The sequence below is a fragment of the Nonomuraea sp. bgisy101 genome (assembly GCF_057708945.1).
Window position 1 is genome coordinate 33,701 of sequence record NZ_JBYITD010000055.1, and the last position, 15,178, is coordinate 48,878.

A 15,178-nucleotide genomic window follows, 5' to 3' on the forward strand; every position below is an offset into this window, starting at 1 on the left:
GTCACTCGGAACGCTGGAGCCCTCCCCCGGACAAACCGAGCGCGCGGTAGTTCACGTCGCGCCGTTGCCCGGTGCCCGCGGACTCTGCAGGGGCTTTCGGCGCTCACCGCGCGTCCGCGGACGGGGTGTGCGCCTGGGGGCTGGGGGTGGTCCAACTGCTCAGCAGCCGCAGGGCCTCGGCGGTGGCGGAGCCGGGTTCGGGGTTGTAGACGCACAGGGTCTGGTCGGGGTCGCCAGGAGGCTGGAAGGACTCGTAGGCGAAGTGGAGATCGCCCACGACGGGATGGTGGTAGTGCTTGGTGCCGTGGGTGCGGCGCAGGACGCGGTGGTCGTTCCACCAGACGGTGAATTCGGGTGACCGCAGGATGAGCTCGCCCACGAGGTCGGCGAGCCGCCGGTCGTGCGGGTGGCGGCCCGCCTCGAGGCGGAGGATGGCGACGGTCTCGGCGGCGATCTGTGCCCAGTCTCCAACGCGGTCACGGGCCTCCGGGTCCAGGAGGTAGTAGCGGGCGAGGTTGCGCTGCGGGACGGGGAGGGCGTCGAAGTCGGTCAGGACCGCGCGCGCCAGGCGGTTGGTGGCCAGCACGTCGGTGCGCCGGCCGAGGATGAAGGCGGGGACGTTCTCCAAGGTCTGGAGCATGAGGTGCAGGCCTGGGCGGACCCGCTGCGGATCGGCAGGGGCACGGCGGGCGGGTGTGGGCCGTGCCAGCAGGTCGGTGAGGTGCTCCCGCTCCGCGAGATCGAGCTGGAGGGTGCGTGCGAGGGCCTCGACGACCTCCGGGGAGGGGTTTCCTGCGCGGCCCTGTTCGAGACGGGTGTAGTACTCGGTGCTCACGCCTGCGAGGCGGGCGACCTCGTCGCGGCGCAGTCCGGGCACCCGCCGGGCGCGGCCGTCCTCGGCCAGCCCCGCGCGATCGGGGGTGATCCGGGCGCGACGGGAGCGCAGAAAGTCGGCGAGCTCGCTACTACGATCCATGCTCCCAGTGTGGCGCGGCCATGTATGGCGCACTCCTTCCGGGGTGGCCCTGCCAGTACCTGCCTTTCCGGTACCTGCCTGCTCAGGGCCTGCTCAAGCCCCGTAACCGGAGCTCAGGGGTGGTGTGCTGGAGATGCGGCCGATGACTGTCGGCCACGGTCCCACCCCTTGATTCCTCACCCTTCGGAAGGTGTGCACCCATGTCCACGCAAACCCTTACCAAGCCCCTGACCGGCCGCGTGGCAGTCGTCACCGGCGCCTCCAGTGGCATCGGCGAGGCCGCAGCCGAACACCTGGCGGGGCTGGGCGCGCGCGTCGCCGTCCTGGCCCGGCGTGCGGACCGGCTGGACGAGCTGGTCTCCCGGATCGAGAAGCACGGTGGCACCGCCCTGGCGATCGGCGTCGACGTGACCGATGCCGCGGCGGTGCGATCGGCTGCCGGCCGGGTGGCGGCCGAACTGGGCGGCGCAGACCTGCTGCTCAACAACGCGGGCGTCATGCTGCCCGCCCCGATCGAGGAGCTGGCCGCCGATCAGTGGCAGCGTCAGATCGACCTCAACATCACCGGGCTGATGAACGTCATCGGCGCGTTCATCCCGCAGCTGGTCGAGACCGCCGGCGAGCGTGGCGTGGCCGACTTGATCAACACCTCGTCGATCGCGGCGCAGAACATCTTCCCGAACTTCGCCGTCTACTCCGGCACCAAGGCGTACGTCACCCACCTCTCGCGTCATCTGCGTGCCGAGCTGGGCGCCAAGAACGTGAGGGTGTCGGCGCTCGAGCCGGGCATCGTCGGTACTGAGCTGCAGAGCCACGTCACCGACGACGGCGCGCTTCAGTGGCTGGAGGGCTCCAAGGAGACGATGGAGTGGCTCACGCCGCAGGACATCGCCGAGACCGTCGGCTTCATCGCCACGCTGCCGCCGCGCGCGAACCTGCAGCAGGTCACGATCATGCCCACTCGCCAGCCCAGCTGACCCTCCCAGCCCCCGCCGGGGCCCGCCGGCGGCACAGGCGGGCCCCGGCGCGCGGTCGATGCCGACCACGCCGTGAGAGAGAGCCGGCCCGCCGCCTGGCCATGGTGGCGGGCGTGACCGGCCGGTAGCCCACTTTTGTCAAGATCATTCCCGGCGCCAACGGCTGGTACCGATGTTCCTCAACCCCGGACTACCAGCGCCTGATATAAGAAGGTGCATGATCGCCGAACCCTCCCACGTCGGCCCCTACCGTTTGGAGGGGCTGCTGGGCGAAGGCGGGCAGGGCGCGGTCTACCTCGGCGTCGACCCTTCAGGCGGCCGGGTGGCGATCAAGCTCCTGCACGCCAGGCTGGCCCACGACGCCGGCAACCGCCGCCGCTTCCTGCGCGAGGTGGAGGCGGCCCGCCGGGTCGGGCCCTTCGGCACCGCCCAGATCCTGGACGTCGACGTCCAGGGCAACCAGCCCTACATCGTCAGCGAATACATCCCCGGCGAATCGCTCCAGCAGCTGATCGCCCGCGAGGGGCCGCGCGCCGCCGGCGGCACGCGCCGCCTGATGCTCGCCACCGCGGCGGCGCTGAAGGCCATCCACGAGGCCGGGATCGTGCACCGCGACTTCAAGCCGAGCAACGTACTGCTCGGGCCGGACGGGCCGCGCGTCATCGACTTCGGGATCTCCCGCGCGCTGGAGGGCACGACCATGCAGTCCAGCGCCGTGGTCGGCACGCCGCCGTACATGTCGCCCGAGCAACTGCGCGGCGCGGCCGTGGGGCCGGAGTCGGACGTGTTCTCCTGGGCGGTCACCATGGTGTTCGCCGCGACCGGGCGGCCGGCGTTCGGCCAGGACAGCATCCCGGCGGTGTTCAACCGCATCCTCAACCACGAGCCCGACCTTGCCGGCGTCCCGCCGGAGTTACGCGGCCTGCTGGACGCGTGCCTGGCCAAGGAGCCGCACCACCGGCCGGACGCGAGCGGGCTGGTGCGGCTCATCGTCGGCGAGGAGGCCGCGCCGCCCAGATCGCAGGCCGTGACCCGGGTCCAGGAGCCCGACCCGGCCGGCGAGCGGCCCTGGGGCCTGGCCTTCGCGGCGCAGATCGTCACGACCCTCGCCGCCGCGGTGGTCTTCCTGATCGCCGCGGAGCTTGACTCCCGGCAGTGGCCGGACATCCCCGTTCCCGGAACGGACGGCCTGTCGTTCTGGCCCGTGACCCTGACCGGCCTGGCCGCGGGCGGCGCGATCGCGCTGGTGCTGCACCTGCTGGCGAGACGGAGCTGAGCATGGACTTCCCCTCGATGCTCGCCGTCCTCTTCGCCGCCGCAGCGGTGGCCGTCACCGCCCGGATCATCGCCGTGCGGGGCCGCACCTTCCTGGCGCGGCACCGCCTCCTGCTGGCCGTGACGCTGCTGCCATTGCAGCCGGTGCTCGGCGTTGGCGTCGGTGTGCTGCTGATCACCCAGTGGGAGCACGTCGACGGCAACGGCGTGGTCTTCGGCGTCATCGCCTACCTCGCCGGGTTGATCGCCTTCGGCATCGTCACCGGCGTGCAGGAGCTGCGCCGGGCCCGGCGCCGCTGACGGCCAGGCCCGAGCGCTTGCTGAGGCCCAGCCTGTGGCGCTGATGCAACCGTGAGAATGACGTTCCCGATCCGACGGTCGCTTTCGCAGCCGCCCGACGTTCTGGCGCCTCGGCGATAGGGGCCCCGCTGGTCGAACTGGGGGCTAGGCGGATCGGGCTTCCATGTCGGGACCACAGAGGGGTTCGACGTCGTCCGGCACCTCGCCCTCGTGACCGCTCGGTACGCTGTGCGGTGATCTTCCGATCGGTGAGAGGTGAGGGTCGTGATGTTGCCTGCGGACAGTCATGTGCACAGCGAATGGTCCTGGGACGCGCCGCTGGGATCGATGGAGCGCACCTGCGAAAAGGCGGTCGAGCTCGGCCTGCCCGCGATCGCCTTCACGGAGCATGTCGACCACACCGTGTGGATGGTCAACCTCGACGGGTTGCCCCCGGATGACCACCTGGCGACCGTGTGCTCACCTGATGGTGAACTGACTCCGCCGAGGTTCGACGCGGCCGGATACCTGGAGGCGATCGAGAGGTGCCGAGAGCGCTTCCCGGAGTTGCGGATCCTGAGTGGCATGGAACTGGGCGAGCCGCACCGGCATGCCGAGGAGATCGCGAAGCTGCTCTCGGTAGGGCCGTTCGATCGGCTGATCGGGTCGCTGCACTGCCTCCCGATCGGGGACAGGTTCACCGAACCTCCAGGGCAGTTCGCGCGGCGGCCGGCGGCGGCGGTCATGCGTGACTACCTGGCGGAGATTCCCCGACTGATCGCGCGGAGCGAGGTGTTCACCGTGCTGGCGCACATCGACTATCCGATCCGCTACTGGCCGACGCAGCAAGCGGGGGCGTTCGATCTGCTGGAGTTCGAGGAGGAGTTCCGGCACGCGCTGCGGGTGACGGCGGAGTCGGGCAGGGCTCTGGAGATCAACACGCGCCTGCCGCTGCACTCGACCATCCTGCGCTGGTGGCGCGAGGAGGGCGGGCAGGCGGTGACGTTCGGGAGCGACGCGCACCTGCCGTCGGCTGTGGCCCACGGGTTCGAGGAAGCGGCGCACATGGCGGAGGCGCACGGCTTCCGCCCGGGCAAGGACCTGCTGGGCATCTGGGGCCGGGTGGACTGACATGGTGTTGAGTGCGGAGACGTTGACAGCGGGATGGGGACGCGCTGCTCGATGAGGTGGAACGCACCAGGGGCAGGGGCTCGGGTGTAGTGAGGCCCCGCCGCAGCCATCCGCGACACCGGCTCGCCGGTCGTTCGGTGCGCCGGCGGGCGACCAGGTCGGGTGGCTGTGCGACCTGACGGCGTAGCACCGTCGCTGACCTGGGCTCTCACGGTGCGCTCACGGTGCGCTCACGGTGCCCACCCCATTCTGAGGCCACGTTCGGCGAAGGCCGCAGAGCGTTCCGACACCAAGAAGGACACATGCACTCTCACAAACTGATCACCGCACTGGCCCTGGCCGCGGGCCTGGTCGCACCGGTGGCACTGGCCGCGAGCCCAGCCGCCGCGACGGCCGGGTCGTGCCGCGTGGAGCTGTACGACATCGACGCCCTCAACGTGGGAGAACGGGACGGGCATGACGAGCTCCGCTTCCTGGTCGGCGGGAACCTGTTCCCCAACAACGGTTGGTTCACCATGGATACCGGAGACGACGGAGACCCCGCCGACTTCGGGCACCCGTCCACGGTCGTCACGAGCACCGGGACCGCGTCCTTCAACCTGCGCGAGGTCACCCCGCCGTGGGTCAACTCTGGTGACAGCCTCGGCTCCGTGATCGCCCACGGCTCCACGTGCGCCCCGCTCGGCGTCGGCGCTGTCGGCTACGAGGAGGACTTCATCGAAGGAATGAACGGAACCTTTTACTCCTACAAGGTCAAGCTCAAGCTGACCGGGCTGTAGTCGACCCGGCCGAAGGCCCCGCCGAAGGAATCGGCGGGGCCTTCGGCGGCCACGCTCACCTGGACGCCGAACAACACGCGCCAACCGTGCCCCCACGGCGAGCCGGCGGTGCCGAGCCAGCCGAGCACGAGTCAGCCCCGGCGACGGGACGGCCCTCCCCGTCGGCATCCAGATCGTCTACCCCGGCGCAAGCCCTCGCCTGCGAATGTTCCACCGGCCTGAACCCCCAGCTGCTGGGTTGACCCGCGGAGCCCGGCCCCGACCGGACTCCCTATATGCGGACAATTACCTCTTCGTAACCCCTGCGGAAGCTTACGATCGTGGCGTTGTCACGGGGGCCGTGCCGACAGGGGGCGCCGGATGGACGAGTTGCGCGTGCGCGTACTGGGGATGTCCTCGATAGCCAGGGGAGACGGTCACGTCGTGCCGGTGAGGTCGGCCAAGGCACGGGCGGTGCTGTTCTACCTGATGGTCGAGGGCACGCCGCACACCAGGTCGGCCCTGGCCTGCCTGCTGTGGGGTGAGCGCGCAGAGGCGAAAGCGCGTGGGAGCCTGCGGCTCGCTCTGATGGAGCTGCGCCGGGCCGTGGGCGATCACCTGGCGATCACCCCTGCCCAGGTCGCCTTCGATCGCGGCCGTCCGTACTCCCTCGACTGGGACGACCTGGTCGGGGGCGGCTCGGTGCCGGAAGCCTACCGAGGCGGCTTCCTCGACGACTTGACGATCCCCGATGTGCCCCGGTTCGACGACTGGATGGCCCAGCGCCGCCGGCAGGCGGCGCACGCGGCGGCGCGAGTGCTGCGTGAGCGGGCGCGCGCTGCGCGCGAGCGGGGCGACTGTGAGGACGCGGTACGACTGGCGCGCAGTCTGCTGGAGATCGACCCGCTGGACGAGTGCGCCCATCGGCTGGTCATCGAGGCCCTGTCCGCGATGGGCGACCGCGCGGGCGCGCTCGCCCACTACGAGACGTGCCGCCGGGTGCTGGACCAGGAACTCGGCGTGCCACCCGACCAGAGCACGCAGGCGCTCCTGCGGCGGATCGCGCCCGCGGGGTCCGGAGCGCGCGTGGTGGCGAAGGCGGATGCGCCCGCCGGGTCTGGAGTGCGCGTGCCGGTGGCAAAGGCGGATGCGCCCGCCGGGTCTGGAGTGCGCGTGCCGGTGGCAAAGGCGGGTGCGCCCGCGAGGCGTCGCCTGCCCTGCCCGCTGACCGGGTTGATCGGCCGTGCCGACGAGATCGAGCTTGCGGTGGCGCGACTGCGCGATCACCGGGTCCGGCTGCTGACACTGACCGGTCCGGGCGGTGTAGGCAAGACCAGGCTGGCCATCGCCATCAGCGAGCGCTTCGACACCGATGCGCTCTTCGTCTCGTTCGCCGGTTTGCGCCCACCCGAAGACCGCGCCACCGCGACGGAGACGCCCGCGGCTGAGGCGGACGCTGTCGTGATCACGCTGGCCAAGGGGATCGGTGTCGACCTCACGCCGCCAAGGCCCCCGCGCGACCTGCTGCTCGCCGCCGTACGCCACCGGCGCATGCTCCTCATCCTGGACAACCTGGAGCATCTGCCCACCATGGCGAGCCTCGCCGAGGCGATCCTGGCGGCGGCGCCCGACGTGCGGATCCTGGCCACCTCGCGGCGCAGGCTGGGCATCTGCGCGGAACACGTCCACGAGGTGCCGGCTCTGCCCGGCACCTCGGCGCGAGCACTGTTCGTGGAACGGTCCAGACGGCTCGATCCGAACTTCGACCCCGAACCTCACGCGCTGGCCCGCATCTGCTCGGCCGTCGGCGGGCTGCCCCTGGCGGTCGAGCTGGCCGCGTCCCTGACGCGTGCGCTGACGTGCGAGGAGATCGCGGATCGGCTGGCGCCACCCGGCGATCCCTGCAGGCAGTCATCGCCCGCGGACCTGCTGGAACATCCGGTGCCCGCAGTGGGCAGGCACGCGAGCATGAAGCAGGTCTTCGACGCTTCATGGCGACTTCTCACCGTGCCGGAGCAGCAGGTCCTGGCGGGCGTCTCGGTGTTCGCCGGCGGGTTCACGCTCGCCGCCGCGCTGGAGGTCGCGGCCACCACCGCCGTGGTCATCGCCAGACTCGCGGATCATTCCCTGGTGCGCCGCGACCGCGACGGCCGCCACCGGGTGCACGAGCTCGTACGGCAGTGCGCGGTCGCCCGGCTCGCCGACGACGCCCCGCGGGCCCGGCATGCCGCCTGGTACGCGCGCTTCCTCAGCGAACGGGCCGCCCGGCTGGGCGACCACGCCGATCGGGCCGTGCTCGACGAGATCGACCCGGAAATGGACGACATCCGTCTGGCCTGGCGGCACATCGGCCTCGGTCGGGCGGCGTTCGCGGAGAACTACTGGACGCTGTGCCTGCGCAGGCACTATTACGCCGAGGCGCTGTCGATCGCATCCGACATGATCGCGAGCGGGCAGGTTGCGGGTGCAGGGGCGGGGCGGATGGAGTCGGCGCGGTGGCACCGGCTGGCGGGGATCGCTCACTTCCAGTTCGAGCGAGGCGGCGACAGTCTGGTGTCGTTGACCGATGCGTTGGCCGTGGCCGATCGGCCGCTGCCGGCGACCCGGCTCGGTAGGCTCGGGGCGCTGGCCGGGACGGTGACCCGCCAGGTGGCCTACCGCATGACGCCCCTTGACGGAGCGGCCTGGAGGGCATCTGAACGCGCGCTTGCCGCCGAGGCCGCGCGGACGCTGTCGATTCTCGCCGAACTCGGCTACCACCGGCAGGACCAGAGCACCATGTTGCTTGCGGTCCTGCGTCACCTGGACGCGGCGGAGCGGGCGGGCGGGGCCGCCGAACGCGCGGAAGCCTACGCGAACTTCGCGGTCGTCGCCGGCCTCGCCGGGTTCGAGAGGGTCTCGCGCCACTACGGCCGCCTCGCCGACGAGGCCGTCGCGGCGGTGCCCGACCCCGTCGCCGTCTCCCGCGCCCGCCTGGCCCGAGGGCTGCGGCTCGTCGCAGAGGGCCGGTTCGGCGCGGCCGAGCGGACCCTGACGCTGGCCTGCGGGCATCCCGCCGATCCTCGCCTCGCCGAGCACTGCCAGGGACTGCTCGCCGAGTTGGAGGTCCAGCGTGGCCGCTACGCGGACGCCGCGCCGATGCTGGCGGCGGTGGCCGAGATCTCGGTGGCGCGGATGGGCGATGAGCTGTCCGGCTACTGGTGCCTGACCGGTCAGGTCGAGGCGATGTTACGGCTGGCCGACCGTGAGCCGGCCGAGGTGGCCACGGTACTGAAGGCCGCGCAGGAGGCGACCCTCGCGCTGCCCACGCTCGACGAGGACCACTTCGCGCGGGCCGGCGGCAAGATACAGGCGATCCAGCGGCTGCGGCTCGGCACGATACAGGCCCGGCTCTGCCTGCTCGACGGTGACGTGACCGCCGGACGGCTGGCCGTACATGACGCGTTGAGGGCCGCGGACCAACCGGACATGCCGCTGCGGGGAACCCTTGAGGCGTGGGCGGGGGTGGCGGAGGTGCTGTGGACGCTGCGGATGGCTGATGCGACGATTCCGAGACTGCTGCGCCACATGGGCGAGTTGGCCAGGCGGACCCCTTCGGCCGCCGCCAGGATGGGCTGGGCCGCGGCGCTGCTGCTCGACCTCACCGGTCGGCGTCCAGCGGCGAGACGAACCGCCACTCGGGCGCTGGCCGCCGCTCGCCGGTTCGGGATCGTCTTCGACGAGGCCAGATCGCTCGAAGCGCTGGGCGAAACCGAGCAAGCCGCCTGGTTGCACGCCGATCTGGGCACCGTGCCCCTCATCCTGCCGCGATGAACTCCGGTACGGCGGAGCGCCCGCTGGGCGGACACGTCCCTGGAGATCGCCCAGCTCTGCACTGCTCAATAGCCGGCACCGGAGCCACCCCGCGCATCATGAGCTCGGACCGGTACGAGACGTTCTCCATGGACGACGAGAGCGTGTTCGACCCCGAGGCCTACCGTCTGCCGTTCGCCGAGGCCATCGTCAAGGAGAGGTGATCACCTCTCCTTGGACCGACCGGCCACAGGCTCTCCTGCACCTCGAGCCTCGGCGCCGCCCCGGGCTGCCTGCAGCTTCGGCTACGGCATGCATCGACGCGGCCTTCTCAAGGTGATTCCACCTGTGGTGGGGATCCGACGATGCCCAGGCCAAGGTGGACGCAGTGAAGGCCGCGCAGCCATGGCATCTACCCCGATCCGTGCGGTTCAAGCCTGCTGGAAGAGCGCGATGACCGCGCACCCCTGATCCGAAGATCCATCCAGGGGTCGGCGTGGACTTCGGTCGCGGCCGCCCGGGCCCGAGCTCGCGGGCGGGCTGCGGCGAGCTCGACTGACCGACGGGACCGAGCCGGAGCCCCCGGTGCACCAGTTCAGGACGTGGGGTCGCGGTAGCCGTTCGCTGGCCGCCTTGTAGCTGGAGGCGGCTGTGGTTGTAAGTTCCGGCGATAAATGGCCGAGAAACCACGGAGCATTCTGGCCGGGATGGTGGCCGTCGCAATCAGCCCGTACGTCAGACTGAACCTCGTTGACTCACACCGCGGTTGCGTCGTCTGAACAGCTCGGCGTGGCGGAGGTTTCCGCCTGATCACCCATTTTCAGTTCGGTCTGTGGGGTGGCGGCGCCTCTCCACTCGGATCCGTGACCACGCGAAACCCCGACCAGACTGCTTTAATGATCGTCATGGTGAACTGGAGCGTGTTCAACCCGTTCGAGGCTGTGTTATGGCAGACCTGCCAGATCATCGGAGTGAACCGGTTGGGGTGGCCGGGCCGTATAGAACTCCCCTCGCTTGGGTGCATGTTCCCTCTGCTGAAGGAGGAGAACCTGGTCGCCGTAGAGCAGGCCAGGGTGCGGTGGTTGAAGTCGAAGGCTCCCCAGCCGTACGAGCGGGCTACCTACCGGGATGCGATCGGCATCAGCAGTGTGAATGACATCAAATATGCCCAGTTCGGGCTAGCTATGACCGACGAGATGAGCAAGTACTACGCCCACAAGGACAAGGATCTGGGCGTGGGGAGGCTGACGGTCACCAACGGCCGTGTTCACTTTGAGCGACCCCGCCTGCCGGATCTGATCGTCTGGTTCTCGAACGTTGAGGGCATTGACCTGACCGGCGAAGGCGTCGTGGAGATCGTCACGCGCAAGGATGACGGGTCACGGCTGGTTTTGGAGTATCACACCCCATGGGCGTCATACATCTTCGGTATGACAACGGTGGCATACTTCAAGCGCCACCCGCGCCTGCTGTCGGGTCAGTGGTTGCCGCCGGGCTTCGAAGAGCACTGTGAACGCCTTGGCGAGCCGTGTGCCCCCGCCCGCCGCCTGGCTATGAACCTTTAATCCCAATATTCGCGGCGTGTCCGGCAGGAGAGTTCCCAGCGTCGCGCCCATCGCGACCCAGCCCTTCTGCGCCCATGCCGGCCAGCACAGATAGCGAGCCGCCTTCATGGTGATCACGCTGGAGCATGACTTTGGCGCCTCTTTGCCCGCCCTGGAGCGGCCGTTCGTAGCGGCTGACCCCAGGTGGTCGGTCCCTCCTTGTCGCGCCGCCCAGGTGCGCCCGTGACGGGCGACGTCGCCACGGTGCGCGAAGCCCGCTCGCGGTAGTAGGCACGCAGCCGATCGTTGGATCGCACGCAGTCGAGCCGCAGGAAGCCCAGCGTTCAGGTGCCACGGCTGACCTGTGAGAACGGGCTTGGCGTACGTTTTCGTTCCGCTGCACTTCGACCCCCGCGTCATCGGGCAGCCGGTAGCGCCGGGTGCGGTAGCGGCGATACAGCCGACGGCCGCTGAGTCGGTAGATCAGCTCATGCCACAGATCGCGACCGGGCGCCCACGACGTGCCCAGCACGATGCTCGGAGTGGCGGTGCTCGGGTACAACGACCAACTGGTCGAGGTCGAGGCCGTCGCCGCGATCAGTGATGCACGTGACTGAGCGTGAGCACTCTTCTCTGACAAGGTCTGTGTACCGGCATTTCGGACATGGCACAATCTCCGCCATGTCTCCCCGGATTTTGGCCCTGGCCGCCGCACTCACCCTCGCGGCGAGCGGGTGTGGAGTGCTGCCGTTCCAGCAGGCCGCCCCACCGAGCCCCGCGCAGCCCAGCGATCCGCCTTCCAGCGCCCCGGCCACAAGCGCCCCCGCCTCCGCGGACCCGACCGCCACGCCTACGGCGACCAGCCAGGACACGCGCGAGGCGCTGGCCGAAACCCGCGGCACCGAGGACGTGAACCTCAAGGTCGAGGTGGTCGGCCTCAACCGCGTCAAGGGTAAGCATCTGGTCGTCCAGATCCGCCTGTCCAACACCGGCACCGAGAAGGACCTGACCTGGGCCGCCGACATGGGTGATCCCACCCGCGAGCTCGGCAAGATGGACTGGGCCTCCGGCATCGGCGTCCTCGACGCGCAGGCCCACACCTGGATCCTGCCGTACAAGCCCGCCGACTCCCCCTGCCTGTGCAGCGACCAGGACCGCGACGACCTTCCCTACTTCATCGAACCCGGCCAGTCGATCACTATCTACGGGGTCATGCCCGCCCCTTCGGGCAACCCCGCCGCCACCACGGTCGTCACTCCCGTGGGCCCGCCGATGCCGAACATCCCCATCAGTGACGACCCGCCCACCGGCGACTTCCCCGACCCCGACGCCGAGCCCGTCACCCCCATCACCCGCAGCATCCTGCTGCCCTCCGAATCCCTGGACAAGTCGGAGGAGACCGCCGACGACGGCAAGGACCTCCAGGTCAACCTCTCCTCCGACGTGCTGTTCGCGGTGAACAAGGCGACCCTCACCCCCAGGGCCAAGGCGGTCCTGGCCCGGACGGCCAAGCTCATCGACGCCTCACCCGCCACCGCGGTGAAGGTCGAGGGCCACGCCGACTCCTCCGGCAACGACGCCATCAACGACCCGCTGTCGCTGCGCCGCGCCCAGGCCGTACAGCGCGCCCTGTCGGCGGTGCTCACCAGGGACGGAGTCGGCTTCCAGGCCAAGGGGTACGGCTCCCGCCGCCCGCTGTACGGCAACGACACCGACGAGGGCAAGCGCCGCAACCGCCGCGTCACGGTCACCTTCGCCAAGCCCAAGCCCGCCGCGTCCCCCGACCCGGCCAACGACGTCGTCCAGACCCTCGCCCCCGGCGCCGACGAGCTGAAGGCCACCGTCACGGCCAAGGGCCAGCCGTTCGCCATGGAGATCACCGGCCTGCGGCGGCTGCCCGGCGGCATGGGCGTGCTCACCTACACGATCACCAACAAGGGCTCGGCCGAGGCGTGGTACCACGAACTGGACCGGGATGACCGGGATTCGTACAAGTACCTGTCCGCCAGCAACGTCCGCCTGACCGACGTCGCCGCCCGCCGCCAGTACCTGCCCGGCCGCCTCCAGGTCGTCACCGACAACGGCGTGGACGCCTACTGCGCCTGCACCGGCGTCTCCGGTGTCCGCATCAACAGCGAGAACTTCGCGCCAGGCCAGACGCGTGAGTTCTGGGGCCTGTTCGCCCTGCCCGACGACGCCCAGAGCCTCAAGGTCAAGGTCGCCACCTTCCGCGATCTCCAGGTGCCCGTCCAGTAACCGCGTCCGGGGTACGGCATGCCGTGCCGTACCCCTGGGCTCAGACGTCTGGCTGCACGACGCGACGGCCAGGGCGCCCCGGCGGGAAACGTTCAGAACCTGCGCCCTGAACCAGCTCCAGGTAGGGCGGGCCACGATGTACGCGGACCCTTCACCGTCGACGTACCGCCCGGCGTCTACACCACCGCGACCATCGTCGAACCCGGCCCCGCCCGTCCGAAGCCCCCGCACTGGCAGGCCGGATTTACCGGCACGCAGCCCATCGCTGATCTTCGAGGAGGGGAGGGGCTCACCCCGTGGTGTGCTCGGGCCGTACCTCCATGCCGATGAACGCCCCATCACGTGACGCAGCGGCGGCAGGGTCCTGAACACGGTGAAGATCGCCGGCACGTGCTCGGTCGTGTCGTCGGTCAGCTTCCCGGGATACAGGTCGCGCAGGATGCCGAGCTGGAAGGTCTGGGTGATCCGCGCGGCGCGCTGTCTGCGTGACTGAACTTGGGCGGCGTCGGCCTCGTCGGGGGCGCCCGGCCGTACGAGTGCGGGACCGAGCACGTTCGCGGTGGCCACCGCGTCCTGCACTGCGACGTTGATGCCCACGCCGCCCGCCGGTCCGCTGATCCGGATTTGACCCTGACGTTGCGTCAGGCACCACGATGAACGCATGACCGACTACTACGAGGCATTCGATATCAGCCCCGTCCCTCCGCCCGGGCCCGACGCGACGCCACCTGAGATTTACCGGGGCATCTACGGCATGCCGATGTTCGTCACCGTGCCGGCGCCGGACCTGGCCGCGTCCGTGGATTTCTGGACCCGCGGGCTCGGTTTCATCGACCTGTTCACGGTCCCGGGCCAGGTCACGCACCTTCGACGGTGGGCGTTCCAAGACGCTCTGCTCGTCCCGACCGGCGCCCTGCCGGCCCCTTCAACGGTGAGCATCGGCTTCAGTTGCGTGCTGAGCCAGGTCGACGAGATCGCGCAGGCGTGCACCGCACTGGTGCCCGGATGCACGACGGGACCGCGACAGACTCCGTGGAACACCGTAGAACTGGAGGTCATCACGCCGGAGAACGCTCGTGTGATCATGACTGCGGTCCGTCCCCTCGACCTCGACAGCGCCGAGGCACGCTACCTCGAAGCAAACGGCTTCACGCTCCCCAAGGGGTGAAACCGCGTAGGTCAGACGCGCATGTCAGACTCGACAGCGTGACCGACACCGCGATGGACGATGCCGCGGGACCCGGGGGGCTGACCGTCGGGGCCGCGGCATCGCACGTGGAAGTCACCGTCCGCACCCTCCATCATTGGGACGCGATCGGGCTCGTCCGCCCGTCCGGGCGAACCACCGGCGGTTACCGGCTCTACTCCGCGGCCGACGTCGCACGCATCCATCGGGTGCTCATCTACCGCGAGCTCGGTCTGTCGCTCGACGACATCGGTCAACTTCTCGATGCTCCGACGGTCGATATGACCGTGCCGCTGAGACAACAGCGTGCCCAGCTCCTCGATCGCATCTCCCGCTTGCAGGCGATGGTCGACGCGGTCGATCGCATGATCGAAGCCGCACGTGCCGGCATCCTGCTCTCCCCGGAGGAACAAGTCGCGATCTTCGGGCAGCGCTGGAAGCCGTCACTGGCCGCGGGCGCACGTGACCGGTGGGGCGACACAGCTCAATGGGCACAGTACGCCGAGCGCGCCGCGGGCATGACCCCCGAGGACTGGCAGCGGATCGCCGACGACATCACGACGCTCGAGCACGACCTGGCAGCAGCCAAGCGCGCCGGCGTCAGGCCAGGCAGCGCCGAAGCCAACGCTCTGGCAGAACGACACAGGGCCTCCATGGTCGCGTACTTCGACTGCACCCTTTCGATGCAGGTCTGCCTGGGAAGGAAGTACGCCGCCGATCGTGGCTTCACGGCCTACTACGACGCAATCGAGCCAGGCCTGACCGTCTGGCTCCGTGACGTCATCGACGCCAACGCCCGCGATCGAGGCATCGACCCGGATTCGGCGACCTGGACCTGACGAGTTGCGCTGCTCCCCCGCGTCAGACCCACTCGCGAACACTCCATGACGGCCGCCGCCCTGTCCGGGATGGGCGTGGCCGCCCGCGCGGCCGCCAATCCGCTGCGTGAACCAGGCGAGGCCGCCGAGGCCGGGCGTCCGGATCGTCGGCGCCCCACACCCTGT

At 69.9% G+C, this 15,178-nt stretch carries 11 protein-coding genes and 1 pseudogene; 11 read left to right on the forward strand and 1 reads right to left on the reverse strand.

What is annotated here, in order from left to right; translation table 11 throughout:
- Nucleotides 1-103: 103 nt before the first annotated feature.
- On the reverse strand, nt 104-976 hold the full coding sequence (locus AC3EO4_RS51575; RefSeq protein ID WP_379578364.1) for a helix-turn-helix transcriptional regulator: 873 nt from the start codon (nt 974-976) through the stop codon (nt 104-106).
- Between the two features lie 200 nt (nt 977-1,176).
- On the opposite strand from AC3EO4_RS51575, the gene AC3EO4_RS51580 reads away from it, so the two are divergent.
- The 11 genes and pseudogenes from AC3EO4_RS51580 to AC3EO4_RS51630 all read left to right on the forward strand — a co-directional run bounded on the left by AC3EO4_RS51580 (nt 1,177) and on the right by AC3EO4_RS51630 (nt 15,013).
- Nucleotides 1,177-1,953 (forward strand): SDR family oxidoreductase, encoded by a 777-nt coding sequence (locus tag AC3EO4_RS51580; protein WP_379578362.1) that lies wholly within the window; start codon nt 1,177-1,179, stop codon nt 1,951-1,953.
- A 217-nt stretch (nt 1,954-2,170) separates the two neighbouring features.
- A complete protein-coding gene (locus AC3EO4_RS51585; RefSeq protein WP_379578360.1) occupies nt 2,171-3,229 on the forward strand; it encodes a serine/threonine-protein kinase in 1,059 nt (352 codons plus the stop codon).
- A 2-nt stretch (nt 3,230-3,231) separates the two neighbouring features.
- Nucleotides 3,232-3,528: a hypothetical protein gene (locus tag AC3EO4_RS51590; protein ID WP_431903486.1), complete on the forward strand. Its 297-nt coding sequence runs from the start codon at nt 3,232-3,234 to the stop codon at nt 3,526-3,528.
- Between the two features lie 267 nt (nt 3,529-3,795).
- Complete coding sequence (locus AC3EO4_RS51595) at nt 3,796-4,638, forward strand: PHP domain-containing protein (protein WP_431903506.1); 843 nt, start codon at nt 3,796-3,798, stop codon at nt 4,636-4,638.
- Between the two features lie 302 nt (nt 4,639-4,940).
- On the forward strand, nt 4,941-5,417 hold the full coding sequence (locus AC3EO4_RS51600) for a hypothetical protein (protein WP_379578357.1): 477 nt from the start codon (nt 4,941-4,943) through the stop codon (nt 5,415-5,417).
- Nucleotides 5,418-5,777: 360 nt separating this feature from the next.
- Nucleotides 5,778-9,209, forward strand: coding sequence for an AfsR/SARP family transcriptional regulator (locus AC3EO4_RS51605; protein ID WP_431903490.1), 3,432 nt, complete (start codon nt 5,778-5,780; stop codon nt 9,207-9,209).
- Nucleotides 9,210-10,084: 875 nt separating this feature from the next.
- Entirely contained in the window at nt 10,085-10,753 is a 669-nt protein-coding gene (locus AC3EO4_RS51610) for a hypothetical protein (protein ID WP_431903492.1), read from the forward strand.
- Between the two features lie 488 nt (nt 10,754-11,241).
- Nucleotides 11,242-11,349: pseudogene (locus AC3EO4_RS51615) on the forward strand (RidA family protein); the annotation flags it as partial.
- Nucleotides 11,350-11,413: 64 nt separating this feature from the next.
- Nucleotides 11,414-12,988 (forward strand): OmpA family protein, encoded by a 1,575-nt coding sequence (locus tag AC3EO4_RS51620; RefSeq protein WP_431903495.1) that lies wholly within the window; start codon nt 11,414-11,416, stop codon nt 12,986-12,988.
- Between the two features lie 661 nt (nt 12,989-13,649).
- Nucleotides 13,650-14,156, forward strand: a complete 507-nt coding sequence (locus tag AC3EO4_RS51625; protein WP_431903497.1) for a VOC family protein — start codon at nt 13,650-13,652, stop codon at nt 14,154-14,156.
- Between the two features lie 38 nt (nt 14,157-14,194).
- Nucleotides 14,195-15,013: a MerR family transcriptional regulator gene (locus AC3EO4_RS51630; protein ID WP_431903500.1), complete on the forward strand. Its 819-nt coding sequence runs from the start codon at nt 14,195-14,197 to the stop codon at nt 15,011-15,013.
- The last annotated feature ends 165 nt before the right edge of the window (nt 15,014-15,178 follow it).